Origin of the sequence: Myxococcus sp. AS-1-15 (genome assembly GCF_020037055.1) — a bacterium.
GTDB lineage: Bacteria > Myxococcota > Myxococcia > Myxococcales > Myxococcaceae > Myxococcus > Myxococcus fulvus.
This window is the reverse complement of the sequence record NZ_JAIQDF010000014.1, coordinates 81,229-106,294: the sequence shown is the minus strand read 5'-3', so window position 1 is coordinate 106,294 and position 25,066 is coordinate 81,229. Positions and strand designations below refer to the sequence as shown.

Annotated in this window: 18 protein-coding genes; 8 read left to right on the top strand and 10 right to left on the bottom strand. The window is 71.4% G+C overall.

Annotated features, from left to right (window positions below; genetic code table 11):
• Nucleotides 1-19: 19 nt before the first annotated feature.
• The 3 genes from K8625_RS31685 to K8625_RS31675 form a co-directional block, all read right to left on the bottom strand.
• Nucleotides 20-1,348, bottom strand: a complete 1,329-nt coding sequence (locus tag K8625_RS31685; protein WP_223746352.1) for a thrombospondin type 3 repeat-containing protein — start codon at nt 1,346-1,348, stop codon at nt 20-22.
• Nucleotides 1,349-1,518: 170 nt separating this feature from the next.
• A complete protein-coding gene (locus tag K8625_RS31680) occupies nt 1,519-3,108 on the bottom strand; it encodes a thrombospondin type 3 repeat-containing protein (protein WP_223746351.1) in 1,590 nt (529 codons plus the stop codon).
• Nucleotides 3,109-3,250: 142 nt separating this feature from the next.
• Nucleotides 3,251-5,593, bottom strand: coding sequence for an MtsA protein (locus tag K8625_RS31675; protein ID WP_223784813.1), 2,343 nt, complete (start codon nt 5,591-5,593; stop codon nt 3,251-3,253).
• A gap of 233 nt (nt 5,594-5,826) precedes the next feature.
• Here K8625_RS31675 and K8625_RS31670 point away from each other — a divergent pair, with 233 nt between their 5' ends.
• From K8625_RS31670 to K8625_RS31635, 8 genes are all read left to right on the top strand, one after another.
• Entirely contained in the window at nt 5,827-6,234 is a 408-nt protein-coding gene (locus K8625_RS31670) for a hypothetical protein (protein WP_223746349.1), read from the top strand.
• Between the two features lie 39 nt (nt 6,235-6,273).
• Nucleotides 6,274-8,496, top strand: coding sequence for an AgmX/PglI C-terminal domain-containing protein (locus K8625_RS31665; protein ID WP_223746348.1), 2,223 nt, complete (start codon nt 6,274-6,276; stop codon nt 8,494-8,496).
• A 63-nt stretch (nt 8,497-8,559) separates the two neighbouring features.
• Complete coding sequence (locus K8625_RS31660; RefSeq protein WP_046711417.1) at nt 8,560-9,195, top strand: outer membrane beta-barrel domain-containing protein; 636 nt, start codon at nt 8,560-8,562, stop codon at nt 9,193-9,195.
• Complete coding sequence (locus tag K8625_RS31655; RefSeq protein ID WP_223784812.1) at nt 9,192-10,838, top strand: hypothetical protein; 1,647 nt, start codon at nt 9,192-9,194, stop codon at nt 10,836-10,838. Before K8625_RS31660 ends, K8625_RS31655 begins: the two co-directional genes overlap by 4 nt.
• Entirely contained in the window at nt 10,835-14,107 is a 3,273-nt protein-coding gene (locus K8625_RS31650) for a tetratricopeptide repeat protein (protein WP_223784811.1), read from the top strand. Before K8625_RS31655 ends, K8625_RS31650 begins: the two co-directional genes overlap by 4 nt.
• Nucleotides 14,104-14,634 (top strand): hypothetical protein, encoded by a 531-nt coding sequence (locus K8625_RS31645; RefSeq protein ID WP_223784810.1) that lies wholly within the window; start codon nt 14,104-14,106, stop codon nt 14,632-14,634. Before K8625_RS31650 ends, K8625_RS31645 begins: the two co-directional genes overlap by 4 nt.
• A complete protein-coding gene (locus K8625_RS31640) occupies nt 14,631-15,269 on the top strand; it encodes a hypothetical protein (protein ID WP_223746344.1) in 639 nt (212 codons plus the stop codon). The genes K8625_RS31645 and K8625_RS31640 overlap by 4 nt, the downstream gene beginning before the upstream one ends.
• A complete protein-coding gene (locus K8625_RS31635; RefSeq protein ID WP_223784809.1) occupies nt 15,269-17,194 on the top strand; it encodes a tetratricopeptide repeat protein in 1,926 nt (641 codons plus the stop codon). The genes K8625_RS31640 and K8625_RS31635 overlap by 1 nt, the downstream gene beginning before the upstream one ends.
• 205 nt (nt 17,195-17,399) lie before the next feature.
• On the opposite strand, the gene K8625_RS31630 is transcribed toward K8625_RS31635, so the two are convergent.
• The 7 genes from K8625_RS31630 to K8625_RS31600 all read right to left on the bottom strand — a co-directional run bounded on the left by K8625_RS31630 (nt 17,400) and on the right by K8625_RS31600 (nt 25,036).
• Entirely contained in the window at nt 17,400-18,248 is an 849-nt protein-coding gene (locus tag K8625_RS31630; protein ID WP_223746342.1) for a DMT family transporter, read from the bottom strand.
• 65 nt (nt 18,249-18,313) lie between these two features.
• Nucleotides 18,314-18,706: a hypothetical protein gene (locus K8625_RS31625; RefSeq protein ID WP_223746341.1), complete on the bottom strand. Its 393-nt coding sequence runs from the start codon at nt 18,704-18,706 to the stop codon at nt 18,314-18,316.
• Nucleotides 18,707-19,219: 513 nt separating this feature from the next.
• Nucleotides 19,220-20,971 carry a hypothetical protein gene (locus K8625_RS31620; RefSeq protein ID WP_223784808.1) on the bottom strand — a complete coding sequence of 584 codons (1,752 nt, stop codon included), beginning with the start codon at nt 20,969-20,971 and terminating at the stop codon, nt 19,220-19,222.
• A 210-nt stretch (nt 20,972-21,181) separates the two neighbouring features.
• A complete protein-coding gene (locus tag K8625_RS31615; RefSeq protein ID WP_223746339.1) occupies nt 21,182-21,985 on the bottom strand; it encodes a heme ABC transporter ATP-binding protein in 804 nt (267 codons plus the stop codon).
• Complete coding sequence (locus tag K8625_RS31610; RefSeq protein ID WP_223746338.1) at nt 21,982-23,079, bottom strand: iron ABC transporter permease; 1,098 nt, start codon at nt 23,077-23,079, stop codon at nt 21,982-21,984. Before K8625_RS31610 ends, K8625_RS31615 begins: the two co-directional genes overlap by 4 nt.
• The gene (locus tag K8625_RS31605; protein ID WP_223746337.1) at nt 23,076-23,948 is read right to left on the bottom strand and encodes a hemin ABC transporter substrate-binding protein; all 873 of its coding nucleotides are present in this window, start codon (nt 23,946-23,948) and stop codon (nt 23,076-23,078) included. Before K8625_RS31605 ends, K8625_RS31610 begins: the two co-directional genes overlap by 4 nt.
• Nucleotides 23,945-25,036 (bottom strand): hemin-degrading factor, encoded by a 1,092-nt coding sequence (locus K8625_RS31600; protein WP_255652692.1) that lies wholly within the window; start codon nt 25,034-25,036, stop codon nt 23,945-23,947. The genes K8625_RS31605 and K8625_RS31600 overlap by 4 nt, the downstream gene beginning before the upstream one ends.
• Between the last annotated feature and the right edge of the window lie 30 nt (nt 25,037-25,066).

The following is a 25,066-nucleotide window of genomic DNA, read 5'->3' as shown; positions in this document are numbered from 1 at the left end:
GGCGAGGGGGACGACGAGATTACTGCTCGCTGCGACGACGGCGCATCAGCATGCGCAGCAGCGCGGCGCCCAGCGCGGTGGCGCTGAAGCCGGCGGGGACGGAGCTGCAGTTGCCGCCCTCGCCGTCACCCTCACCCACCGTCAGCACGAGGGTGCTGGTGGAGACGCGCTGCTCGGGGAAGACGCGGTCGGCGAAGGCCAGTCGGGCCTCCACGGTCAGCTCGTACGTGCCCTCGGTGTCGGGCACGAAGTTGGGCACGCTGCCGTCCACGTACGAGTACTGCCAGTTGCGGCTGAGCGTCACCGCGCCCTGGGGGTTCTCCACCACGGCGTTGGAGCCCGAGGGGCGCTTGGTCACCGTCCAGCGGTACTCCATGGCCGCGCCGTTGCGGTTGGCGAACAGCGGCGGGCGCAGCGACTCACCGGAGCGGGAGAGCTTCATGGTGCCGCCGGCGCTGACCGCGAAGGCCTTCTTCGGGTCCAGGCAGTTCTGCTTCTGCGTGGGGTCCACCACGACGCAGAAGAGGATGTCGCACGCGTCGCCGTCGCCGTCGCCGTCGCTGTCGGCCTGGTCGCGGTTCGCCACGTCCTTGCAGTTGTCGGCGTCATCGAGGACGCCGTCGTCGTCGTCGTCCGGGTCGCACGCGTCACCCACGCCGTCGTTGTCCCTGTCGGTCTGCTCGGGGTTGGCGAGCCCGGGGCAGTTGTCGCTGCTGTCGGCGATGTTGTCGCCGTCCGCGTCCACGCGGCACTGGCTGCCGTCCGCCGGCATCACCTGGTCGGGGTTGGCGACGCGCGGGCAGTTGTCCGTGCCGTCCGCCACGCCGTCGTTGTCGTCGTCCGCGTCGCAGACGTCGCCCTGCGCGTCACCGTCCAGGTTGGCCTGGTCCTGGTTGGGAATCAGCGGGCAGTTGTCCTGCTCGTTGGCGATGCCGTCGTTGTCGCGGTCCGGGTCGCAGTCGTCGCCGATGCCATCACCGTCGGCGTCGCGCTGCTGGAAGTTGGAGAGCGTCGCGCAGTTGTCGCAGACGTTGCCCACGCCGTCGCCGTCGCTGTCCGCCTGGTCGCGGTTGGACGCGAACGGGCAGTTGTCGCGGTCATCCGCGCGGCCGTCGCCGTCCGCGTCGTCCGTGTAGGCGAGCGTGTCGCCGTCGTCCGTGTAGTTCACCCACACCGAGCCGCCGCACCCGCACCCGCACCCGCCGCCCTCCTCCTGGGGCTTGCCGCAGCTGTCGCCGAGACACTCCGGGTTGTCGGGATTGTCGTTGGACTGTGCCTGGGCAAGACCGGGGTTCACGACCAGCATTGCCCCGAGCATCAGCACCGGAGCGAATCGAACGCGTGACATGGTGACTCCTTTCAGCCCCGAGCCCTTAGCAAGAGTCGATCCGCTCCCCGTCGTGAATCAAACATCCGTGATTCCAGAGGGTTGCGCATGGAGTGAAGAGGACTGGGCGGAGGAGTGTGGGGGGCACTCCCCAGCCCGGGCGAGGGGAAGACCCCACACCCACGGGTGGATCAGGTTCCGAGGATGAAGGCCTCGGGGTCCAACAGGAGGGTACCGGAGGGGGTGCGTCCCTCCTTCTCGTCGTACTGGATGCTCTGGATGAGCAGCGAGCCGATGCCGGCGCCGCGCGGGTCGTTGTCCCGGCCGGCCTGGAGGTACAGGTAGATTTCGTTGGTGCCCGCGGGGATGGTTTCGCCGGGCACGAGCGGGTGGGGCCGCGCCAGCGTGCGCACCAGCGTGATGTTCTCCACGCGCGAGTCGTAGCAGGTGCGTCCGTCCACGGTGGGCTCGGACTCCACCAGGTCGTAGCCGTAGGCGCGCTCGCGGTGGAAGTCGAGGTCGGCGCTCAGCGGGTCTCCATGCGCCTCGATTTCGGCGACGTTGGTGATGCCGTCGCGGTCCGAGTCGAGCAGGTCCTCGGGCACCAGCGGGTTGGTCTGCGACAGCACCTCCACCAGGTCCGGAATCGTGTCGCCGTCGCTGTCGCCGATGCAGGGGTTGGTGCCCAGCACGCGCTCCTCGCAGGTGTTGAGCCGATCTCCATCCTCGTCGAGCGACAGGTTGCAGCCGTTGATGATGTCGGGGACGAGCGGATCCAACCCGACGCGGACCTCGATGCCGTCCATCAGCCCGTCCTGGTCCGAGTCGACCACCGTGGGGTCCGTGCCCAGGGCGACCTCGTCCACGTCCGGCAGGCCGTCTCCGTCGCTGTCGACGAGCACCTGGCCGGCGCGCACCACCACGTTGCGGTTGAAGGCGAGGAAGCGCTTGAGCTTGAGGGTGTTGGTGCGCGCGGCGTACTGGATGCCGGAGAGCGTGGGGGACAGGCCCGCCGCGTCCGTCTCCACCGCCTGGGTGCCGCCCGCGTGGGCGATGGCCGCCACGTGCGCGCGGGTGTTGGGGTCCGCGACGTCGCGCACGTAGATGGGCTGCACCACCACCTCGCCCGCGCCGTACTGCTGGGCCAGGGCCTTGATTTCGCCGGTGACGGCGGTGAGCTCACACTGGCTGCAGGCGACCTTGTCCGTCAGCGCGTTGCACGTGGCGTCCAGGCCGATGTTGAAGGCCGGGTTGGCGCAGCTGGTGTCCTGGCTGCGCACGACGACGACGACGACGTAGCGCGTGCGGGCCACCTCGCCGCGACACGACGTCTGCATGTCACCGGCGAGCAGCGTCTTGGCCAGCCGCAGCGAGGAGCGGATGCTGACGGGCCCCGTCTCCTGATAGGTGGCGAAGCGCGGCAGCGCGGCCTGGAAGTCCGCCGCGTCGGAGAAGCCGCCCAGGATGCCGGTGGCCACCGAGTGGTACGCCACCAGGCCGAACTTCACGAACGGCCCGGAGAAGCGGCTGGAGAGCGTGGCGAGGCCGTCGGTGGCGTAGCCCACGATTTCCGTCTCGACGCCCTCGCCGCCCTGCAGCGCGAAGAGGACCTTGGTGGGGAACGCATCGCCGCCGGCGAGCGGCACGCAGACCTTGCCGGAGAAGTTGGCGCGGTCTCCGCCGTTGGCCCCACGCCCGTCGATGGCGTACAGGCCCGCGTCGGAGCAGGACAGGAGCAGAATCGGAAGCAGCGGCCACGCGGAGCGCGGAAGGGGGCGCATCAGATGGATTGTAGACCGCAGCCCCCCACGACAACGCAAGCGACAGCCGCGTCCGCGATGAAATCTCCCCGCGCTCGCACACAGCGATGGCGGTGATTTCGCCCCGCCACGGAACCTGGACGCGCGGGGTTCGGCCTCGCGCTCACAATGTGAGCAGGAAGGCGAGCACGTCGTCGCGCTCCTGGGGACTGAACGCGCGCGCGTCTCCATGGGCGGGGCCCGCCATCTCCAACACCTTCTTCAACGGGAAGCGCGTGTCCACCACCAGGCGGCCATCCTTCACCCCGTAACCCGCCGAGGCGCTGGTGAGCAGCGGCCACACATCCCACGTGCCCACCAGGGACGGAGGCGCCGCGCCCACCACCAGGTCCTGCTGCTCCAGCCGCAAGGGCAGCGCCACCGGCGTGCCCACGTCCAGGTACTGGCCGCGCGTCGCCGCGTCCTGGTCCAGCGTGTAGAGGGGCGCGGGGTGACAGGCGACACAGCCGCCCTTGCCCTCGAACAGCGCGCGGCCCCGCGCCGGGTGCCCCACGGCTCCGTCGGGGAGCGTCACCGTCGGCGGCGGCGCGCCGTCCCCGCCCCGGTACGGGTTGGGCGGCGTGGCAATCAACGACGAGAAGAGCGTGAGCGCCTCCACCTCCGAGGGCGACGGGTCCGGGTTGTGGAAGCGGTTGCGCGCGCCGACGAAGCTCGCCGTCTCCGCGAGGCTGTGCTGGCTGGCCGGCGTGAAGAAGGGCGGCGTGTCGCGGCTGCCCTGCACGGTGGGCGAGCGGTAGATGCGCAAAGGATACTTCTTCGCGTAGAAGAGCCCGCCGGTGTGCCCCTCGATGTGGCACCCGTCGCAGGTGATGCCCGTGCGGCCCAGGTCCGCGGAGTAGAGCACCTGCCCCAGCTGGCGCTTGGCCTGATGCCGCAGCGCCACCACGGGCAGCCGCCGCGCCACCACCGCCCCGCCCTCGCGCGCCTCGCGCGCGTCCACCACCGCCACCTCGCGGGTGAAGCGGTTGAGCACGTAGAGCCGCTGGCCGTCCTGGGACAGCACCAGCGAGCGCGGCCCCGAGTGCAGCTCCGGGCCCGCGCGGCCCTTGACGGAGAAGTCCTCCGCGGGGCGCACCAGCGGCGTGCCCTCGGGCGGCGCCAGCACCAGCTCCTGCAACACCGCGTCGCGCGCCACCCGGTCGTCGTTGGACACCAGCGCCCGCGCGTCGAGCACGCGCACCTGGCCCAGCGCCACGTCCGCCGCGTAGAGCAGCCCCGCCGCGTCATCCAGCGCCAGCCCCTCCGTCATGCCCACGCCGAAGCCCCGGTGGCGCACGAAGTCGCCGGTGGCCGGGTCGATGACGGACACGCCGCTGCTGCCGTGCACCTCCTTGCGCTGGGGCATGGGGCCCACGTTCGGCCCCAGGCTCCCCATGAACAGCCGCCCCAGCCGGGCGCTGGCCACCAGCGAGCGCGGCGCGTGGCCGCCCATCACCTGCGCGCGGAAGGGCTCCGTGCGTCCGCCGACGATGGCCACGCCCGGCCCCGGCGCCACGGTGAACACGGGCGTGCCGTCTTGGAGCCGCAGCAGCTCCACCTGCCCCGTCTGGAGGCTGCCCACCGCGAGCACGTCGCGCCACCGCGCCAGCGCGCGCGGATTGGGGTCCACCGGCGTCGCCCACTGCTCGCGCCCGTCCTCGAGCGACACCGCCCGCACCGTGTCGCGCACCTGCTCGGCGATGTAGGCCACGCCCCGCGCGCCATCCACCTCCAGCCCCGAGGCCCCCAGCGGTGCGGGCCACACCCGCGGCGCGCCGCGCGCCTCCAGCGCATACACCCACAGCTCCGGCTGGAAGCGGTGCACCACGCCCAGGAAGGCCCTGCCGCTCGCGTCCTTCCACGTGGCCAGCGCGGAGGGCCCGTCACCCACGGGGAGCGCCTCCACGTGGCCCGAGCCCACGTCCAGCGCGTACACCGTGTCCGTGGGCGGCGAGACGACGAACAGCGTGCGCCCATCGGGCGAGGCCACCATGCCCGTCAGGTCCGGGAAGGCGGTGTCGTTCACCACCGTGAGCGCGTCCTGTCCCTCGCAGCAGTCCGCCCGCTCCGACACCAGGCGCGCCTCCACCACGACCTGGGGCGAGTCCTCGGGCAGCTTCAGCCCGGAGGGCAGCCGCGCGAAGGCGTGGCGCGAGTCCACCACCCTCAGCGGCAGCTCCAGTGACAGGGGTGGACCCAGTGACAGTCGCAACCCGGTCACCAATTGCTCGCCATGCACGGAGAGCGGCTGGGAGGTCTCGTTGCTGGTGAGCCTGGGGCCCACGCCGGTGAGTCGGGGCCCGGTGGTGGGTGGAGTGGGACCTTGTGCCCGCGGGGGCGGCTGACCCCGGGGCTCCCGCGCGCTGAGCCGGTATCCGACGACACCCGCGGCGGACCAGAGCAGGACGCCCACCGTCAGGAGACTCCATCTGCGCAGCGCGCTCGTCACGCGCGCAGCATCTCTCATCCCCCGCGTCGCCGCGATGATTCTCCGGGCGCTCGCCCGGTTGGACGGCGCCTCCTTGGATTTGGATGCGGAGCGGCACGCCACATTTCCAGTCGGCCGGCAACGCGAGACACGAGTCGTGGAGCACGCGCCCCACATGGGGTGGAGTGCCCCCCACACCTGTCGCACCACGCCTCGTGAATGGCCCTGGAGTGTGCGTTGACAGGTCCATACGCGCATCGCTTAACCTGTTGATGATGCGACGCTTCCTCCTCTGCATGGTCGTCGCCCAGCTCCTCGGCATCGGTACGTTGTTGCACCCGAGCGACGCATGGGCCCAGGGCCGCGGCCGTTCCGCGAAAACAGCGAAGGCCAAGAAGGCGGCGGGCAAGAAGTCCGGCCCCAAGGCTCCGCCCAAGATCGAGACCAAGGGCGCGCCGGTGACGGACCCGGTGACGGGCGAGCCGGACGCCACCGCGTCCGCGGCGCCGCCGCAGCGCGGGCCCTCGCGCATCGACTTCGATGACCGGCTCATCCAGGGTCAGACGAACAAGTCGGGCGCGGTGTATCTGTATGACCGCAAGGAATTGAAGACCCGGTCGATGATCCGCGAGCGCGACAGCTTCCGCGCCGAAACGCTCGCCACCGTGTACGACCAGTAGGGCAGTACCGCCCACCCGCCCTTGAAGGGAGCGTCACCGTTGAGCGGCCAGCCCAGCGTCCTGCAAGTCGTCATCCTCCGCGACGGACTCCTCGTTGGGACGGAAGTGTTCGTCCCCGGCACGTATGCGCTCGGGTCGGACCCGACGTCGGACCTGCGCCTGGATGACCCGGCCGTGGAGCCGCGTCACGCGCTGCTCTACTTCCAGAACGGTCGCGCGGCCATCCAGGACGCGGGCACCGCCACGGGCCTGTTCGTCAACGGCCACCGCGTCACCGCGTGTGAGATCCGCTCGGTGGACGAGGTGCTCTGCGGTCCCTTCGTCCTCAAGACGCGCGTGCTCGCGCAGCGCCCCCAGGAGGTGAAGCCCCAGCCGCCGCCGGAGGTCGCCGCGCTGTTCGGCGCGCCGCAGCCCGCCCCGCCCCAGCCGCCCGCGCCGCAGGCCGCGCCCGTGCGCCAGCTGCGCCCCGTGCAGGCGGCGCCGACGCAGCCGCTCGCCACCACCGTCCCCGCGGTGCGCGCGGTGCCGCAGCAGACCGCGCCCTCCGCCGCGACGCAGGCCATCTATCCGCAGCACGCGGCCCAGCCCGCGGTGGTGCCCATGCCGGCGCCCGTCGCGCCGCAGGCGTCCGTCCACGGCGCGGTCGCGCACGCCGCCCCGCCCGCGCAGCCCATCCCCCTGCACGCGCCGGTGCCCGCGGGCACCGTCCCGTCCGTGCGCCGCCGCGCGACCCAGGAGCCCGCCCCCGCCGCCGCCGCGCCCGTCAACACCGGCATGCTGCTGGCGGACGACCTGCTCGCGGACGTGGCGCTGGACCCGCTCCCCGTCGCCCAGGGCCCGCTGCTGCAAGAGCCGCGCGTCACCGCCTCCCGGCCCACGCACGCGCCGCGCATCGACCCGGGCAAGGGCGCCTCCCAGCTCTACCTGGAGCTGTACTGGGGCACCGTGCGCCGCGACGCGCGCCGCTTCGCGCCGGACAGGAAGAAGCCCGTGGTGGCCTCGCTCGAGCTGCCGGAGGCGATGCCGCTGTGGGGCTTCACGCTGCCGGAGACCGGCGCGCCCTTCACGCTGGCCGAGTCCATCAGCGGCTCCTTCCGCCTCTTCGTGCCCCCGGGCACCGAGGTCGAGAAGAGCGGCTCCGACGGCCGCTTCACGCCCGTCACCGGGGCCTCGCTCGAGTCCGACGGCAGCCGCCGCTTCATCACGCTGCGCGAGGGCGTGGGCGCCCGGCTGACGCAGGGGCAGATGTCGCTCGTCGCCTACGCGGCGCCCGTGCCCGCGCGCGTGTTCGTCAACCCACTGCGCGGCCTGCCGTGGCTGGCGCTGACGTGCTTCGCGCTGTTCGCGTCGGGCCTGGGCGCGTTCATCGCGCTCAAGCCGCCCACGCCGGAGACGGCGGACTTCACGCAGAAGAACCTGCCGCCCGTGGCGCTGCGCCTCATCGCCCCCGAGCCCAAGAAGAAGGAGGAGGCGAAGAAGAAGCTGGAGGCGCTCAAGGAGAAGGCCAAGCCGGTGAAGAAGGAGGAGGCGAAGGTGGCGGAGAAGGCGCCGCCCAAGCCGGTGGAGAAGACGCCGCCGCCTCCCCAGCCCGCCAAGGCCGTGGCCGCCGCGCCGCCGGAGAACAAGGCGCTCAAGGCGCTCGCGAAGCTGTCGGCCGCGGGCCCCGCCACCAACGACCTGCTGGCCGCGGTGGACAAGCTGGGCAGCGGGCCGGGCAGCAAGAACGTGAAGAACTCCAACTACAAGCTGTCGGGCCTCATCGGGAAGGCGCCCATCGCCAACGCGGGCCTGGGCACCTTCGGCCTGGGCGGCGGCGGCAAGGGCGGCGGCGCCACGCTGGGCGCGGAGCTGTTGCGCGGCAAGGGCGGCGGCGGCATCGGCGCCCTGGGCGCGGGCTCGGTGGGCAAGGGCAAGGTGGGAGGCACCGTCACGCGCGCCACCGCGCGCAGCATCGCCTCCACGCAGGGCACGGTGGACCGCGAGGCCGTGGCGCGCGTCATCAACAGCCACCTGAACGAGGTGCACGGCTGCTACGAGCGCGCGCTGCTCAAGGACCCGGGCCTGGCCGGCAAGGTGGTGCTCGAGTGGACCATCGGCGCCAACGGCCGCGTGGCCGCGGCGAAGACCAAGTCCTCCACGCTGCGCAACGCCTCCGTCGAGGCGTGCATCCTCTCCAACCTGAAGACCTGGACCTTCCCCGCCCCCAAGGGCGGCGTGGTCATCATCACCTACCCGTTCCTCTTCAACTCCGTCGGCTACTGACGCGAGGGGGACCACCCCCTCCCCCCGCGTTCCGTTCCGCTCATCCGCCAGGAAGCCCCCACCGTGCGATACGCCCTGCTCATCCTCTTGTTCCTGGCGCCCGGCCTTGCCCGCGCGCAGGCCGAGGCGCTCGAGAACCCCGGCTCCGTCTCCGCCATCCAGGAGCGGCAGTACCGGATGCACCACGAGCTGTACCTCGGCGTCGGCGTGCTGCCGGCGGACGCCTTCTACAAGGGCCTCACCGGGAGCGTCTCGTACACGTACCACTTCAGCGACACGTTCGCGTGGCAGGTGGGCCGGGGCACGTACAGCTACAACATCCAGACGTCGCTGCGCCGCCAGTTGGAGCGCGACTTCGACGTGGCCCCCACCGCGTCCGCGTTCGAGGACCAGGTGCAGTGGATGGTGGGCTCCGACCTGGTGTGGAGCCCGCTGTACGGCAAGACGGCGGTGCTCAACAGCTCCGTGCTGCACTTCGAGGCGTTCCTGCTCGGCGGCGGCACGGTGGTCAAGATTGACCGGCAGGACGGCTTCCGCCCCGCCGTCAACCTGGGCCTGGGCGTGCGCATGTTCTCCGGCAAGACGGTGTCGTTCCGGTTGGACGTGTCCAACAACGTCGTCTTCGCCGGCGCCTCGCGCATCATCAACGTCCCGGTCGTCCAGCTCGGAACCGCGTTCAACTTCGGCGCCACGGAATGACTTCCCGCTCACTCATCGCCGCGCTCGCCAGCGCCGCGCTCGTCGTGTCTCCAGCGGCCGCCCGCGCCCAGTCCGGCACCGGCGCGCTGCCCATGCCACCACCGCCGGGGAGCGCGAAGCCCGCGTCCGCCGGCACGCCGCCCGCGTCCGGCGCGCCCGCCGCCAAGCCCGCGGAGGGCAGCGCCGCGCCGGGAACGCCCGCCGCCGCGCCCGGGGCCGACAAGAAGCCCGAGGGCGACAAGAAGGCCGAGGCCCCACCGGCGTCGCTCCCGCAGAAGGTGGACCCGGCCACGTTCGACCGCGCGCTGCAGGACTACTTCGACGGCAAGCCGCGCGACGCCGCCGGCCCCCTGTACGCCTGGCTCGAGGCCGCGCCCAAGACGGACGACAACTACGCCTGGGGCCAGTACTTCCTGGCCAGGAGCCTCATCGACCTGGGGCTCACGCACGCGGGCGCGTCGTACCTGGCGCGCATCGCGCGCGAGCGCTCCAACCCCAACGTCATCCCGCGCGCGCTCGACGCCCTCAAGGCGCTGACGGACCAGCCGCACGATGACGTGATGATCGACGAGCAGGTGTTCGGCGCGCTGGACCTGGGCTTTTTGCCCGAGGACACGGGCGCGTACGCGCACTACCAGCAGGGCCTGGTGGACCTGCGCGTGGGCAACGAGCGCTGGGCCAACACGCACTTCGCCAAGCTGTCGGAGACGAGCGCGGAGGCGAGCCACGCGAAGTTCGCGCTGCTCGTCACCCGGCTCAAGCAGGTGAAGGAGCCGTCCGAGGAGCTCATCTCGGACTTCCTCACGCTGTCCAAGGACGAGAAGCTCACCCGCTCGGCGCGCAACGAGGCGGCGCTCGCGGTGGCCCGCCTGCGCTACGAGCGCCAGGACTACAAGGGCGCGCTGGAGGCCTACAACCTGGTGAAGCTGCCCCAGCTGGACCCGGGCCGCGCCAGCCTCTACCTGGAGGAGGCGTGGACCCGCTACAAGCTGGGTGAGCCGCGCGCGTCGCTGGGCATCCTCACCACGCTGGACGCGCCGTCCTTCCGCGACGAGTTCCTGCCGGACAAGTACCTCTTGCGCGCGCTCATCTACCGCGACCTGTGCCACTACCTGCCCGCCAAGCGCGCCGCCAAGGAGCTCACGCGCCGCTTCGCGGACTCGCTGGAGGCGGTGCGCAACCGCGATGACCTGACGCAGGACATCCGCCTGCGCCGCGCGGCCAACTCGCACGGCGGCACGAAGCGCGCCTCTCGCTTCGTGGAGACGCTGGATTTGGAGGGCGAGCGCCTGGGCCGCTACGCCGGCAGCTTCGGCGACCGGCTCTTCACCCACCTGACGAAGCTCTATGACCTGTCCCGCGCGGAGGCCGTGCGGGTGTACGACGCGCGGCTGGCCAAGGCGGTGCGGCAGGAGGCGGACACGCTCTTGCGCGCGGCCGAGCAGGTGCGGCTGATGGAATACGAAGTGGGACTGAAGCTGTACGAGCGCGTGAAGAAGGGCTCCAAGCTGGTGGTGCCGGTGGACGAGCCCCTGTTGACGCCCGACAGCGTCGCCTTCCGCTTCGACGGCGAGTACTGGAACGACGAGCTCAAGTCGTACCGGGTCAGCATCGAGAGCCGCTGCATCGAGGAGACCCCATGACCGGCCAGCTTACCGGCCTGATTGCCGCCGCCCTGCTGGCGGCCGCCCCTGGAAGCCCGGGCCGCAACGCCGCGGGCTTCAACCCCATCGTGTCCAAGGCGAAGGAGCGCGACGAGCTCATCGCCAAGCTCAAGCGCGACATCTTCAAGGTGGACCGCGCCATCGGCGAGACGGAGAAACTCATCTCCAAGAGCCGCAACGCGCCGTACCTGCCGGACCTCCAGTTCCGGCTGGCCGAGCTCTACGTGGAGAAGAGCCGCTACGTGTACTACCTGCAGGCCGAGTCCCGGCCCGAGGGAGCCACGGGCGCCATCGTCTCTCCCGAGACGCGGCTGATGAAGCAGAAGGCGGTGCAGATGTACTACCGCCTGCTGCGCGAGTACCCGGACTTCAAGGACGGCGACCAGGTGACGTTCTACCTGGCGCACGAGCAGCGCGAGCTCGGCCAGTTCGACGAGATGCTCAAGACGCTGGGCGATTTGACGCGCAAGTTCCCCAACAGCCCGCTCAGGCTGGAGGCGGAGCAGATTCTCGGCGACCACTTCTTCGACAAGGCCGACCTCGTCGAAGCGGAGAAGCACTACCAGGCCATCCTCGAGGCCCCGCCCTCCCCCGTGCACGACCTGGCCCGCTACAAGATGGGCTGGATTCGCGTGAACCAGGCCAAGCACGCGGAGGCGGTGACGTTCTTCGAGGCCGCGGCGGCCAGCGCTCCCCTGCCGGGCGTGGACGTGAAGAAGGCGCTCAACGTCAAGCGCGAGGCGCTGCTGGACCTGGTCTACAGCTACACCGAGGCGAAGCCGCCCAAGGGCGCGCTCAACTACTTCGAGAAGCTCAGCGACAGCCGGGCCACGTACGCGCTCGCGCTGGACAAGCTGGGCAACCGCTACTTCATCAAGCAGCAGTACGAGTGGGCCATCCCCGCGCTGCGCAAGCTGATGGAGATCCAGCACGACCCGGAGCTGGACCTGGAGCGGAGCCAGAAGCTCTACGACGCGCTCAAGGCGGCCAAGGGCAAGGTGCTGCCGGAGCCAGAGGACCTGCGCGTGCTGGTGCGCGCGGCGGTGCAGAGCAAGACGGACCCGGAGCTGGTGGAGGTCGAGCGCAAGAAGCAGCTCGCGGAGCTGGAGGAGATGGGCCGCGACCTGGCCACCCAGCTGCACCTGGCGGCGCAGAAGAAGGAGGAGAAGGAGCTCTACCTGAGCACCGCCGAGGCGTACGAGGCGTACCTGAGCCTCTTCCGTCCCGAGCAGTACGTGCGGCCGATGATGAAGAACCGCGCGGAGGCGCTCTTCTCCGCCAAGGCCTTCCCGGAGGCGGCGCGCCAGTTCGAGGAGCTGGCCCGCTACGAGGCCAAGGCCAAGGACGTGAAGGGCGAGGAGGACGCCATCTACGCGGCGCTGCTCGCGCACTTCTCCACGCTCAAGCCGGAGGAGGCGCTCAAGCGCAACGCGTATGAGGTGGCGGACGCGCGCCAGGCCATGAAGCTGCTCGGCGCGGAGTACGTGTCGCGCTACCCCAAGAGCCCCAACGCCCTGGACGTGAAGTTCAACATCGCGCGCGCCTTCTACGAGGACGGCGACTACCCCAAGGCCGCGGAGCTGTTCACCGCCTTCGCCCTCTCCCACCCGCAGCACAAGGAGTCCACCGTCGCCGGCAACCTGGCGCTGGACAGCCTGCGGCAGGTCAACGACTTCAAGGGCCTGGACGAGACGGGCAAGAAGTTCCTCGGCGCGCCCTTGCCGGGCAACTTCCGCGCGGAGGTGCAGAAGATCCTCACGCAGAGCCGCGCCGAGGCGCTCGACGAGCTGGCCTTGCAGAGCGCCCAGGAGACGGGCGACGTCATCCAGGGCCTCGTGAAGGTGGCCGACGAGAACAAGAACAGCGACATCGGCGAGAAGGCCCTGTACGGCGCCTTCACGGCGGCGCGCGAGAAGAGGGACTTGCAGGCCGAGCGCGAGCTGGGCTCCAAGCTGTCGCAGGACTACCCCAAGAGCCAGTACCTGTCGGACGTGCTCCTGACGCTCGGCCGTCACGCGGCGGAGGCGGCGGCGTTCGGCGAGGCGGCCAGCTGGTTCGAGCAGGTGGGCCAGAAGCTGGGCTCGGACGTGGCCGGCGTGGACGGGTGGCTTGCGGGCGCGCGGCTGCGCATGGCGCTGGGTGAGTACAAGGAGGCCGCGCGCAACCTGGAGACGGCGGCGGAGTCCTCCGGCGCTCGCAAGGGCGACGTGCTGGTGCTGCTGGCCGAGGCGCGGCTGAAGGCGAAGGACTACTCGCGCGCGAAGCTGGCGGCGGAGGCCGCGCTGAAGCAGGACCCCAGGAGCGCGGGCGCGGCGGCGGTGCTCGCCGAGGTGCAGGCGACCACGGCGCCCACGGCGAGCGCGGACGCGCTGGTGGCCACGCTCACCACGGCGGTGCAGGGCCCCAACGGGCAGACGGAGGAGGCGGCCAAGGGCCTGTGGTACCTGGGCGAAATCCTCTACCGCGGCTACAAGGACCTGCCCTCCGACAAGGTGGAGGAGAAGGTCGCCGCGCTGCAGGGCCTGGAGGGCATCTACACGCAGGCCGCGTCGCTGGGTTATCCCGAGTGGGCGGTGGCGTCGCTGTGGCGGCTGGCGCTGGCGTACGGACACATCGCGGACGTGGTCGAGTCCACGCCGGTGCCGGGCGGGCTGTCGGCCTCCGAGTCGCAGCAGTTCCAGGCGGCGGTGAAGGAGCAGGTCGGGCCGCTCAAGGCGCGCTCCGAAGAGGCCTTCAAGGCGTGTCTGTCCCGCGCCGAGTCGCTGGAGGTCTTCAACGCCGCGGTGGTGGGCTGCCGTGCCCGCTCCGAGCAGGCCTCGTTGCCGGTGCCGCAGCCAGGCGCGCCGATGCAGTCGGCCGCGCTGGACGAGCTGCGCAAGAAGGCCGAGCGCACGCTCAGCGTGGAGGCGCTGGAGGCGCTGGGCATGGCGTACCTGGACGCGCGGCAGTTCGGCGTGGCGCAGCTGACGTTCGGCCGCGTGACGGAGCTGCAGGACACCAAGGCCTCGGCGCACTCGGCGCTGGGCTGGGCGCTGCTCAACATGGGCGACGCGATGGGCGCGCGCGAGGCCTACGCCAAGGCGATGGACTCCGACCCCACCTACGACAAGGCCCGCCTCAACCTGGCCGCGCTGCGCTGCCGCTTCGGCGACGTGGACGGGGCCCGGCGGGAGCTGGCGGTCCTCAAGGACGTGGGCTCGCTCACGGGCTCGGACGTGGACAGCGCGGGCTGGAAGGCGTGCAAGTGAGCCCGGGCATCCACGCTACGTCCATCTCCAGCGTCCGGTCCCTTCGGGGGCTGGCGCTGGCGGCCGTGCTGGTGGCCGGCCTGTGCGCGTGCGGCGACGAGGGCGGCCGGCTGGAGGGCAGCGTCTCTCCGCTCCTGGATTTGCGCTACACGCGCGCGGAGGCGGTGCTGGCCGAGGGTGAGCTGTCCATCAACTTCGTCAAGCCGCAGGGCCCTGGCGTCAACACGCTGTTGAAGGTCAGCGCGCGCGTGGGGGACATGATTCCCGAGGGCTACACGGGCGGGTTGGACATCAACCTCGCGGAGGTCCTGGAGGGTGGCGCGCAGCGGGGCGCCATCGGCCGCAGCGTGCTGGACGAACCGGCGCGCGTCTTCCCTCCGCTCGAGCGGGGCTCGCTGGTGGTCCAGCGGATCCCCACGGCGCAGGGCCAGCGCATCAGCGGCGAGTTCCACGTCACGTTCGTCAACGGCACCGACATCTATTCCGGCCGCACCATCTTCGGCAGCTTCGAGGCCACCGTTCCATGAAGCACTTGCTCCTGCTCACCCTTCCCCTGCTCGCCGCCGGCTGCGGCTCCAGCTACGGCATGAAGGTGCCCAACTCGTTGGTGAAGAAGCTCCCGTTCGAGGTCCGCATCGAGCTGCTCGAGGCGGAGAACGAGCTGGCGCTCGCCGTCGACAAGGTGGACGAGGCGAACAACGAAATCGACCGGGCCCGCGACAACATCCGCCGCGCCAAGGACCGCCAGGAGGCGGCCGAGGACGAGGTGGACCGCGCCACGGACGAGGTATCGCGCGAGGTGGCGAAGCTGGCCATCGAGGAGTCCGAGGCGCGCGTGGAATACCTGCGCGCGAAGCAGCGGCTGTCGGTGGGCCTGCGGGACGTGTCGGAGCTGGCGCGCGACTGCGCCTTCGCGAAGTTCGAGCTGGCCAAGCTGACGTCGGCCCGCAAGGCGAAGGTGCAGGGCAGCGAGGAGCTGGACCCGAAGGAGTACGAGGAGCAGGTGGCCGAGTGCGAGGCGGAGGTGAAGTCGGAGAGGGCCGAGCTCGCCGAGGAAGAGAAGGAAGAGAAGGCGGCGCGTGAGGCGTGGGAGGCGAAGAAGTCCGCCCTCGCCAAGAAGACGTTCGACGCGCGCGCCAGTCCCTACGTGGAGAACCTGTGATGACGAAAGCCGGCGTCCTAGTCCTCCAGTTGCTCACCGCCCAGGCGCCTCCCCCCGACGCGGCGGCGCTCGAACGCACCGCGGCGGTGGAGAGTGCCCGGTTGCGCGCGTCCCCGGACGACGCCGACGCCCTCTACCGTCTGGGCACGGCCTTCCTCGCGCTGAACAAACCGAAGAAGGCGGTGGAGCCGCTGACGAAGCTGGTGGAGCTGGAGCCGGAGCTCGTCCCGCCGAGGCTGGCGCTGGGACGCGCGCTCAGGCTGGCGGGCGACGCGCAGAAGGCGCGCACGCTGCTGGATCAGGCCATCGCGGCCTTCCCCGAGGACGCGACGCTGCGCTCGGAGCGAGGGCTGCTGGCGCGCGTGCTGGACGAGACGGACGTGGCCATCAGCCAGTACTCGGTGGCGGTGGAGCTGGCGCCGCAGGACGCGGAGCTGCGCTTCAACCTGGGTGAGGCGCTGCAGCGCGCCAACCGCACGGACGACGCCATCGAGGCGTACCGCGAGGCGCTGAAGCTCAACGCGCAGCTGAACGTCGCGCGCATCAACCTGGGCAAGGCGCTGGCGGAGAAGGGGCTCAACGGCGAGGCGAAGGCGACCTTGCGCGAGGCCACGCGCGAGAAGCTGGGCGACGCGGAGGCGCACTACAACCTGGGCGTCATCCTGCTGCGCGAGAACGACTTCGACGGCGCCATTGGCGAGTACCAGCGCGCCATCGCGGCGGACCCGAAGCACGCGCGCGCGCAGAACAACCTGGGCGTGGCGCTCAACGAGAAGGGCGACCCGCGCAAGGCCACCGACGCGTTCATCAAGGCCATCGCGGCGGACCCGAAGTACGCGGAGGCGCACTTCAACCTGGGGCTCGCGTACTACCAGCTGGGCGACAACGTGCGCGCCACCAAGTCCTTCGAGAAGGCGCTGGTGCTCGAGCCGCGTCGGGCCAGTGGCCCGTACACGCAGCTGGGCCACCTGTACCTGGAGCAGGGCAAGAAGAAGCAGGCGGTGGAGGCGTTCAAGAAGGCCATCGAGAAGAGCTCCGACGACGGCAAGAAGACGACGGAGGCGTACCAGGGCCTCGCCCGGGCGTACCTCTCGCTGGGCAAGGCGGACGAGGCGGTGGCCACGCTGAAGACGGCGGTGGAGGCGTTCCCCAAGGACGCGGCGGCGCGCGCGGGTTACGGCGAGGCGCTCAAGGCCAAGGGTGACCTGGATGGCGCCATCGCGGAGTACGAGGAGTGCGTCGCCCTGTCGCCGACGGTGGAGAACCGGCTGGCGCTGGCGGACACGTACGCGAAGAAGCGCGTGGCGGCGAAGGCGCAGCCCCTGTTCCTGGGCGTGCTGAAGGAGGACCCGAACCACCGCGCGGCGAAGCTGGGGCTGGCGGACCTGCTGATGGCGATGGGGGACTACCCTGGCGCGGAGACGTACCTGCGTCCGAAGGAGGGCGAGGAGGCCGACACGGCGGCGCTGGCGCGGCTGGGCATCGTCCACTCGCGGCGCGGGCGGCCGGAGCAGGCGGTGACGGAGCTGGAGGCGGTGGTGGCCAAGGACCCGGCGCAGATTGAAGCGCGCGCGGAGCTGGGCTTCCTGTACCTGCGTGGTGGTGATGGGGCGAAGGCGCGCAAGGTGCTGAGTGATGCACTGGCGGTGGAGCCTCGCAACGCGCTGACGTTGTTGTACCTGGGCCATGCGCTGTACCAGCAGGGCAACACGAAGGACGCGGAGAAGTCCTTCCGGGGCTCCGCGCAGATGGACCCGACGTTCGCCGAGCCGCACAACGCCCTGGGGCAGTTGCTCGAGGCGACCAAGCGCGTGGATGAGGCGAAGCAGGAGTATCAGACGGCGCTGAAGCTCCAGCCGAATCACGAGGATGCGCAAATCGCCCTGAAGCGACTGGGTGGTGCCGCGTCCGCGAAGGCGGAGTAGTCAGCCGGCGGGTGGATGCCCGCCCTCGTCGACCCGGGGCCACGGCCCTGGCCCGGGTCCGAGTGGCGGAGATTCGCGCCGGGATGCCGAGCAGCACCGACTGACGCGAGCACCGTGTCCGCGCTGGCGCGTCCCCCCGGCCAGCGGCTTCACGCCAGCGGGCACAGCAGCGCCTCCTCCTGAGCTCACTCCGCCTGGGCGGTTGTTACGCCGGGATGCCGAGCAGCACCGCGCCCACGGACACGAGCACCGCGCCCGAGAGCTGACGGTGTCCGAGCCGTTCCCCCTGGAACGCGGCAAGCAGCAGCGCGAAGGCGATGGACGTGTTGCGCAGCGTGAGCACCACCCCTGCCCCGCTGTCACTCAACGCCGTCAGCAGCAGCGAGAAGGACAGCATGCTGATGGTTCCCCCGATGAGCACCAGCCAGGGCCGGCTCCACGCCTGTCGCAGGAGTTCCATCCAGCCGAGCTGTCGCCCGCGCTCCACCATCAACACTGGGAGCGCGATGAGCAGGCCCGTGGTGAACAGGGCGGGCGGCAGCGCGCGCTCCGCCAGCGCCAGCTTGTAGCTCAGGTGATAGCCAGCAATCGCCACCGCCGACAGCGCCGCCCACGCGACGCCCGAGGCCGCGCGTCCCTGAGGACGCGACACGTGCATCACCACCAGCCCCGCGCCCAACACCCACGCGCCCGTCAGTGACCACACGGACACGCGCTCCGCCAGCAGCAGCACCGACACCGGCCACACCAGCAACATCGCGCCACCGCGCGACACCGTGTAGGCGAGCCCCAGCGGTGCTCGGTGCAGGGCTCGCGCGAGCGCCACCAGGTAGACGCTCTCGCACGCTCCCGCGCACAGCGCCCACATCAATCCTCGCGTCGTCGGGAACGCCTCGCCCCTCATCCCGAGCGCCCACAGTCCTCCGCCCACTGTCGCCACGGTGATGACGCCCACCACCCCGGCCTCGGGGTTCGGATGCCGCTTGAGCATCGCGTTCCACGACGCGTGAAGGAACGCGGACAGCAACACCAACACCAGGGCAGCGGTCTGCAACGAGGCACCTCGGAACGACGAGGCCCCGTATCTACTCCAGCCACCCCGCTCGGGTCCTCATCTGCTCACGGCACGTCGGAGTCACTCCCCGAGAGGAACCGGGCCGGCAACACCGGCCCCGTGGGTGCGGGAGGTCGCTCGAGCCGACTCGCACGTCCGAAGGTGTACCGCGCCTCCGCGTGCGCCCCGAAGGACCCGCCTCGAGCCTGCGCGGACAACACCAGGTCCGTCTCCGGAACCACGCCGGGAGCAACCGCCACCACACAGGGCGTCACCCGAGCATGGGCCCCCGCGCTCCTCGGCAACACGAACTCCGTGGAGCCCTCGACGACACGCGCACCCTCGGGGAGCACGATGCTCACCTCGATGTCCGCGTCGAAACCCGCGCGTCGCTCCACCTCGGCCACGAGTGACAGAGCACCGTCCTCGGACACCACCTCGCGCCAATCGACCCGCATCGGCGCGGGCATTCGCGACGTCAGCCCCCTCGGCGCGCCCGTGGCACTTCCCGAGTGGCCATGTTCGTCCGACGAGGTCCGGGGTTCTTCCTCGCGACCGCGCGAAGAAGGTGTCCGAAAGAGCGCCTCTCGCACCTGATGACGCGCACCCGACTCGCGCACCACGGCGGTCGCCGTCGACACGCTCCCGCGAGACGAGGCCCGAGCAGGTGCCTCCACTTCGCGCGCCATCCGAGGCGCGACACGTGAAGACACTCCATGGCCCACGGCCGCGCCCTCCTGCTGTGAGAGCGGCGGCGAAGGCTCCAGACTCCTACGCGGTCGCCCTCGGGCTCGCTCCACTCCCGAGGCCACTCCCGCCGAGAGCGCTCCCACCAACGCCAGCGCCAGCACCGCACCCGCGATGCGCCGTCGAGGACTCGCGAGCCACCTCATGGGCGACCCGCGTCCACTTCCCATCATCGACACGACGAACTCCCTACGGCCCCTGGCGCGAACATGGACATGCTCCGCTCACCTGCACAGGGGCGCGTGGCTCGGATACGGATACGCCACGGAGGGCTCGGTGGCGGCGTCCATCAGCTCGCGGGGAAAGCCTCCGCACATGAGCGCATCCAGGAAGTCCGCCAGACACGGCGCGGCCTCCAGCGTCTCCGCCACATCCACGGGCGTCCCCTCCTCCATGCGCCACGTGTGCTTGCGATAGCCACGCGCCCACGGAGCCAGGTTCATCGCCGGAGCCGCGAGCGACTCGTACAACAGCTGCCGCGACGGCGTGCTCGTGCCCAGCCGATAGAGGATGGCGGCCACCTCGTTCTCCTCGATGGGCTGGAGCAGCCCGTCCTCGGGACGAGGCCGGCTCCACGCAATCATCTCCGGTGAGCGTGTCTCCAGGTCCAGCCAGAACATCGTCCCGCCCTGGCGGTCGTAGTAGCGGGGACTGCCACGTGTGTCCGAGCTGAACCATGTGGCCCACCCCTCGCTCCACGCCTGCCCCGGAAACGTCGGCACGCCCAGGAAATGAGGCCCGCCCTCGGCCGGGCTCGTCCCATGGCTCGCCATGGCCCAGTGTCCCAGCTCGTGGAGCACCATCGCCTCGGACCACCACGCCGCATCCGAGTCCCCGGGCAGCCAGAGCTGCGCGGACCAGCGGCGCCCCACCGCCGTCACCTGCCACGGCGCGAAGCACGCCCCACAGGACCACGTCGTGCCGAAGCCCAGCCAGGCCACCAGCGGCAGCCCCGTGTCGCCATATCGCTCCCGCGTCCCGTGCCACGCCGCGCTCACCGCCTCGAACACCGCCGCGGCCCCGGAGCCCTCGGACTCCTCGATGGCGACCACGGGTGAATCGAGCAGCGCACGCGTCGGCCTCGACCAGCTCCAGATGCGCGCCGAGGAACCAGGCGTCGCGGGCACGCCCTGCGCACCCGACAGTCCCGGGTCCGCCACCGCGTACTCCACCAACCCCGTCTGCCCCTGCCCCGCCGCGTACACCACCACGGCGTCCTCCGCGCCCACCTCCCGCGCCACGCGCACGGTGAACCGCCCGGAGCCATCCGTCACGGCCAGGTCCACGAGCGCCCCGCCCTCGAACGACGCGACGAGGAAGCCCCGCGCGGACACCCACTCCGCCTCCGGCGCCCAGTCGCGGAACGACGCGTCCGGCAGTCGCCGCGCATAGCGGGCCATGCCGCTCAGCGTCCGCCCGGGAGCGCCGCAGAAGCCGCGGTTCCCTTCCGCCACACAGCCCGCGTCACACGCGGCGGATGCCCAGCGCCCATCCGCGCAGCGCTCCAGCGCGCCCGCGTCGGAGCAACGGGACGTGCCCTCCACACAGGCCGCCGCGGCCTCGCAGTGTGCGCCACCTGCCTCCACACAGGCCTCACCCATCGCGCAGTCCCGCTGCTGGAGCTGTCCATCGACACAGCGCTCCACCACGCGAGGGCCCAGACATCTCCCCTCGGGGGGAAGCGCGTCACAGGCGATGCGCATCCGGGGGCTCTCCTCGGGCAGGGCGCCGCACGCGCTCTGTCGGCACGCCTCATCGGAGGGCTCGCACGCGGAATCACAGGGCGCGCCCGCGCCGCACGCCAGCAACCCCACGCTCCACACCACCAGCGCCCACGCTCGCACCGCGGACTCGAAACCCACCAGGGGGACATCCTCCACGCCCGCCACACTGGTGACGGGTGCGCGGCAGGACAACACGCGCTCCTCCGAGGACTGCAGGAGCAGGAAGCGCGGGGGTCCCCTGCTCGCTCGCATCCGAGCGCGCACTCTGTCCATCAGGAGACAACAGCAGCTGGAACACCGCCTGCCCGGCTGCTCCACGCCCGAGGACGGGCGGTCAGCCTGGGGTCAGACAAGAACACTCCTCGCGGGGGCGGGCGCCCGGCGGTACAGCCTGGAGGGAGGCCGGGTTCGCCGCACACCCCCGCGAGAAGCAGCTTCAGACAACGACTGCCAGACTCCCGCTCACGCGGGAGGTGAGACGCGGCCCGAGGGGATGACGAAGGGACCGGGCACCTCCGGCCATTCGACAACCTGGACCTGCAGACCAAAGGTGCTCGCGATGAGGTCCGCGCGGAGCACCTGCGCGGGAGGGCCCAGCTCCACCAGCCGACCTCCCGCGATGACGGCGATGCGATGCGCGTACCGCGACGCCAGGTTCAAGTCATGGAGCACCGCGAGCACCGCGCCACCGTTGCGCGCGAAGTGCGTCGCCTCTTCCAGCACCAGGTGCTGATGCGACAAATCCAGACTCGACGTGGGCTCGTCGAGCAACAGGTAACGGCCCCCATGCGCGGGCGCATCCCAGAGTTGCGCCAACACGCGCGCCAGCTGCACGCGCTGCCGCTCGCCGCCCGACAGCGACGTATACGGACGCGAGGACAGGTGACGGATGTCCATCACGTCCAGCGCCGCCTGCGCCACGTCCAGGTCCGCGCCACTGTCACCGCGCATCGGATGCGGACTGCGTCCCAGCAGCGCCACCTCCAGCACGGTGAAGCCGAACCCCAGGGACGACTCCTGCGGGAGCACGCCCAGCCGCAGCGCGCGCTCGCGAGACGGCCACTTCAAGAGCGGGCGCCCATCCAGCAGCACCTCGCCCACGGAGCAGGGCAGCTCGCCCGAGAACGCGGACAGCAGCGTGGACTTGCCCGCGCCGTTGGGCCCCACCACGGCGAGCACCTCGCCGGGCACCAGCTCCAGGGACAGCGGCCCCAGCGTGCGCCCTCGGCCCCGCCACACCTCGACTCCTCGTGCCTCCAGGCTCATAGGGTCCCCTTGCTGCGCGCCAGCAGAGCGATGAAGACGGGCACCCCCAGCGCCGACGTCAGCGCGCCCACGGGCAGCTCCACCGGAGCCGCCAGGGTGCGCGTCAGCGTGTCCGCCACGACGAGCAGCGCCGCGCCCAGCAGCGCCGAGGCCCCCATCAACCGACGGTGGTCCGGCCCCATCCCGAGCCGCAGCAGCGCGGGGACCATCAGGCCCACGAAGCCGATGACGCCCGACGCAGACACCGCCGCCCCGACGCCGAGCGCTCCCGCCAGGATGAGCCTGCGCTTGAGCCGCTCCACGTCCACGCCCAGGTGCCACGCCTCGCGCTCCCCCAGCAGCAGCAGGTTGAGCGAGCGCGCCTCTCGCAACAGCAGCGCCAGCGCCACCAAGAGCGGCGCCGCGGCCGCGCCCACCACGCTCCACGAGGACCCGCTCAGGCTGCCCCACGTCCAGAAGGTGATGGTGCGCAGCTGCGCGTCGGTCGCGATGTGCGTGAGCAGGCCGATGCCCGCCCCCGCGCCCGCCGTCACCGCCACGCCCGCGAGCAGCACCCGCGTCGTCTCCGAACGTCCTCCTCCCGTACCCAGCCGCTGCGCGAGCAACGTCGCGCCCAGCGCGCCCATGAAGGCCATGCCCGGCACCGCCAGCAGCCGGAACGCGCCCAGCCTCGAATCGATGGACAGGTCCAGGATGATGGCCAGCACCGCGCCCAGCGCCGCGCCGCCCGAGGTGCCCAACAACCCCGGCTCCACGAGCGGGTTGCGGAACAGGGCCTGGAGCGCGGCGCCGCACGTGGCCAGCACCGCGCCCACCATCACCCCGAGCACCACGCGCGGCAGGCGGATGGACAGCAACACCGCCTCCTGCACGGCCTCCAGCCGATGCCCCGTCTCCACCCCGAGCGCTCCCAGCACGCTGCCCGCCAGCCCCAACAGCGGCACCCGCACCGAGCCCACCGAGAGCGACGTCAGCGCGGCCACCCCGAGCGCCGCGCCCAACACCCACCACGGACGTGGACGGAGACGGGCCGGATTCACCGACTCGCGCGCGGGATAGCTCGCGGGAGCCGGTGCCACGTCCGAGGCGCTCATTTCGCGTCCCGCGCCGGCAACCCCATGCCGTCCTGGATGCGCTGCACGGCCTTGCCCAGATGCGGCCCCAGACTCATGAAGTGCACGTCCTCGACGGTGGTCGCCTTCCAGCCCTTCGCCTGGGACAGCCCCGGCACGTTGCGCAGCCCTGCCTCCCCGCCAATGGCCGTCAATGTGCCATCCGGAACCAGGATGATGTCGGGCGCGGCGAGGATGACACCCTCCGCCGTGAGCGGCCGGTGCCCCGAGTACTCCGTCACCGCGTTGACGCCCCCCGCCAGACGGATGAGCTCGTCGGTGGGCGTCTCCTTGCCCGCGACCATCAGCGCGTTGGCGCCCCGCGCGTACAGCGCGAGGATGCGCACGGGCTTGTTCTGCTTGCCCTTCGCGGCCCGCGCCGCCGCGTCCTGGAGCTGCTTCTCCAGGTCCGCCACCAGCGCCTCGCCCTGGGACTCGCGCCCCAGCTTCCTGGCGAGCACGCGGACGCGGTTGCGCGCCTCGTCCAGCGTCGGCTTGTTGGACAGGATGACGACGTCCATGCCCGCCGAGCGCAGCTGCTCGAGCACGCCCGGAGGCCCCGCCTCCTCGGACGCGAGCAGCGCCGTGGCGCCGAGCGCGACCAGGGGCTCCGACGCGAGCGCGCGCTGGTAGCCCACCTTGGGACGGCCACGCGCCACCGGCAGCGCGAGGCTGGTGTCGTCCACGCCCACCACGGCCTCGCCCATCCCCAGCGCGAACACCGTCTCGGTGACGGCGGGCCCCACCGTCACCAGCTTCACCGGCGCGCTCTTCGCGGCGGCGGCGGGCGCGGCGGCCAGCGCCCCCTGCGACAGGAGCAGCGCGGCGAGCCCCAGGCTCCAGCGCTTCATGACACCACCCCGGGCGCGGGCAGCACGGCGACGAGCTCTTCCACCAGGGCCCGCCAGTCGGTGGACTCGGGCACGCCCGGCTTCCGCTTGCCGAAGATGAGCGCGATGTTCTCGCCGTCCTTGTCGAACAGCTCCAGCGACGTGACGACGCCGTCCCGCGTGGGCTTGCGGACGATCCAGGCCGAGTGGATGTGGTCGGTGCGCAGGTGCAGGTTGAAGCTGGGGTCCAGCACGTTCATCCACGGGCCCATGGCCTTCACCGTGTGCACCGGGCCGGTGTGGATCTGGATGGCGCCGGGGTTGCCCACGAACACCATGATGGCCAGCCCCGAGGCCGCCACCTTCTCCAGCACCCACGTCAGCGACGCGGGCGCCACGGGCGTGACGAACTCCTTGCCCACCAGCCGCAGCGCCTGGGTGCGCGCGACCTTGAAGCGGCGCAGCAGCGGGAAGAAGTCATGCGTGTCCTGCAGCCCGCGCCAGCCCTCCACCAGGCCCGCCACGTCGATGTCCGCGTCCGGACGCGGCGCCTCGGGAGCGGTGGCCGCCTCCACGGGGACGACCTTCGTCTGCTCCGCGTGGGTGAAGTCCTCGACGATGCGCTCGAACGCGGAGACGCCCTGCTCGTCCTCCAGATAGATTTTGTGCAGGGCCATGCCGGTGGCGTCGAAGAAGTGCAGGCTGCGGCGGATGCCCTCGGGCCGCGTCTCGCGCACCGCGTAGCCGAAGCGCCAGCGCGTCAGGAACAGGCGCAGGTCGATGTTCTCGTCGAGCACCAGCGCGACGGCGCCGTTCACCTCGATGTTGCGATACAGGCCGCGCTTCTCGTGCACCGCGCTCTCGTTGCGCGTGAGCGTCATCACCTTGCCCAGCGTGTCCAGCCGGGGCAGCAGGGCATCGAGGCGCAGGTCCAACCGGACGACGTCGCCGCCCACGCCGGTGGCGAGCAGCTGGGCCTCGCTCACGCCCAACTGCTGGGCCGCGTCGCGGATGCGCGTGCGCGGCTCGGCCTCGCGCAGCGCGTTCCAACGCTGGAGGAGGGCGGTGGGCTCGGAGGAGGAGGCCGTGGAGGCAGGGTTGGAAATCATGGCGGACACCTGGAAAGGGGGGAACAGGAC

What these genes read in the sequence shown, in the direction of transcription:
- K8625_RS31685 (WP_223746352.1), bottom strand. Translation starts at nt 1,348, where the DNA reads ATGTCACGCGTTCGATTCGCTCCGGTGCTGATGCTCGGGGCAATGCTG.
- K8625_RS31680 (WP_223746351.1), bottom strand. Translation starts at nt 3,108, where the DNA reads ATGCGCCCCCTTCCGCGCTCCGCGTGGCCGCTGCTTCCGATTCTGCTC.
- K8625_RS31675 (WP_223784813.1), bottom strand. Translation starts at nt 5,593, where the DNA reads ATGAGAGATGCTGCGCGCGTGACGAGCGCGCTGCGCAGATGGAGTCTC.
- K8625_RS31670 (WP_223746349.1), top strand. Translation starts at nt 5,827, where the DNA reads ATGATGCGACGCTTCCTCCTCTGCATGGTCGTCGCCCAGCTCCTCGGC.
- K8625_RS31655 (WP_223784812.1), top strand. Translation starts at nt 9,192, where the DNA reads ATGACTTCCCGCTCACTCATCGCCGCGCTCGCCAGCGCCGCGCTCGTC.
- K8625_RS31650 (WP_223784811.1), top strand. Translation starts at nt 10,835, where the DNA reads ATGACCGGCCAGCTTACCGGCCTGATTGCCGCCGCCCTGCTGGCGGCC.
- K8625_RS31640 (WP_223746344.1), top strand. Translation starts at nt 14,631, where the DNA reads ATGAAGCACTTGCTCCTGCTCACCCTTCCCCTGCTCGCCGCCGGCTGC.
- K8625_RS31635 (WP_223784809.1), top strand. Translation starts at nt 15,269, where the DNA reads ATGACGAAAGCCGGCGTCCTAGTCCTCCAGTTGCTCACCGCCCAGGCG.
- K8625_RS31625 (WP_223746341.1), bottom strand. Translation starts at nt 18,706, where the DNA reads ATGCGGGTCGATTGGCGCGAGGTGGTGTCCGAGGACGGTGCTCTGTCA.
- K8625_RS31620 (WP_223784808.1), bottom strand. Translation starts at nt 20,971, where the DNA reads ATGCGAGCGAGCAGGGGACCCCCGCGCTTCCTGCTCCTGCAGTCCTCG.
- K8625_RS31615 (WP_223746339.1), bottom strand. Translation starts at nt 21,985, where the DNA reads ATGAGCCTGGAGGCACGAGGAGTCGAGGTGTGGCGGGGCCGAGGGCGC.
- K8625_RS31610 (WP_223746338.1), bottom strand. Translation starts at nt 23,079, where the DNA reads ATGAGCGCCTCGGACGTGGCACCGGCTCCCGCGAGCTATCCCGCGCGC.
- K8625_RS31605 (WP_223746337.1), bottom strand. Translation starts at nt 23,948, where the DNA reads ATGAAGCGCTGGAGCCTGGGGCTCGCCGCGCTGCTCCTGTCGCAGGGG.
- K8625_RS31600 (WP_255652692.1), bottom strand. Translation starts at nt 25,036, where the DNA reads ATGATTTCCAACCCTGCCTCCACGGCCTCCTCCTCCGAGCCCACCGCC.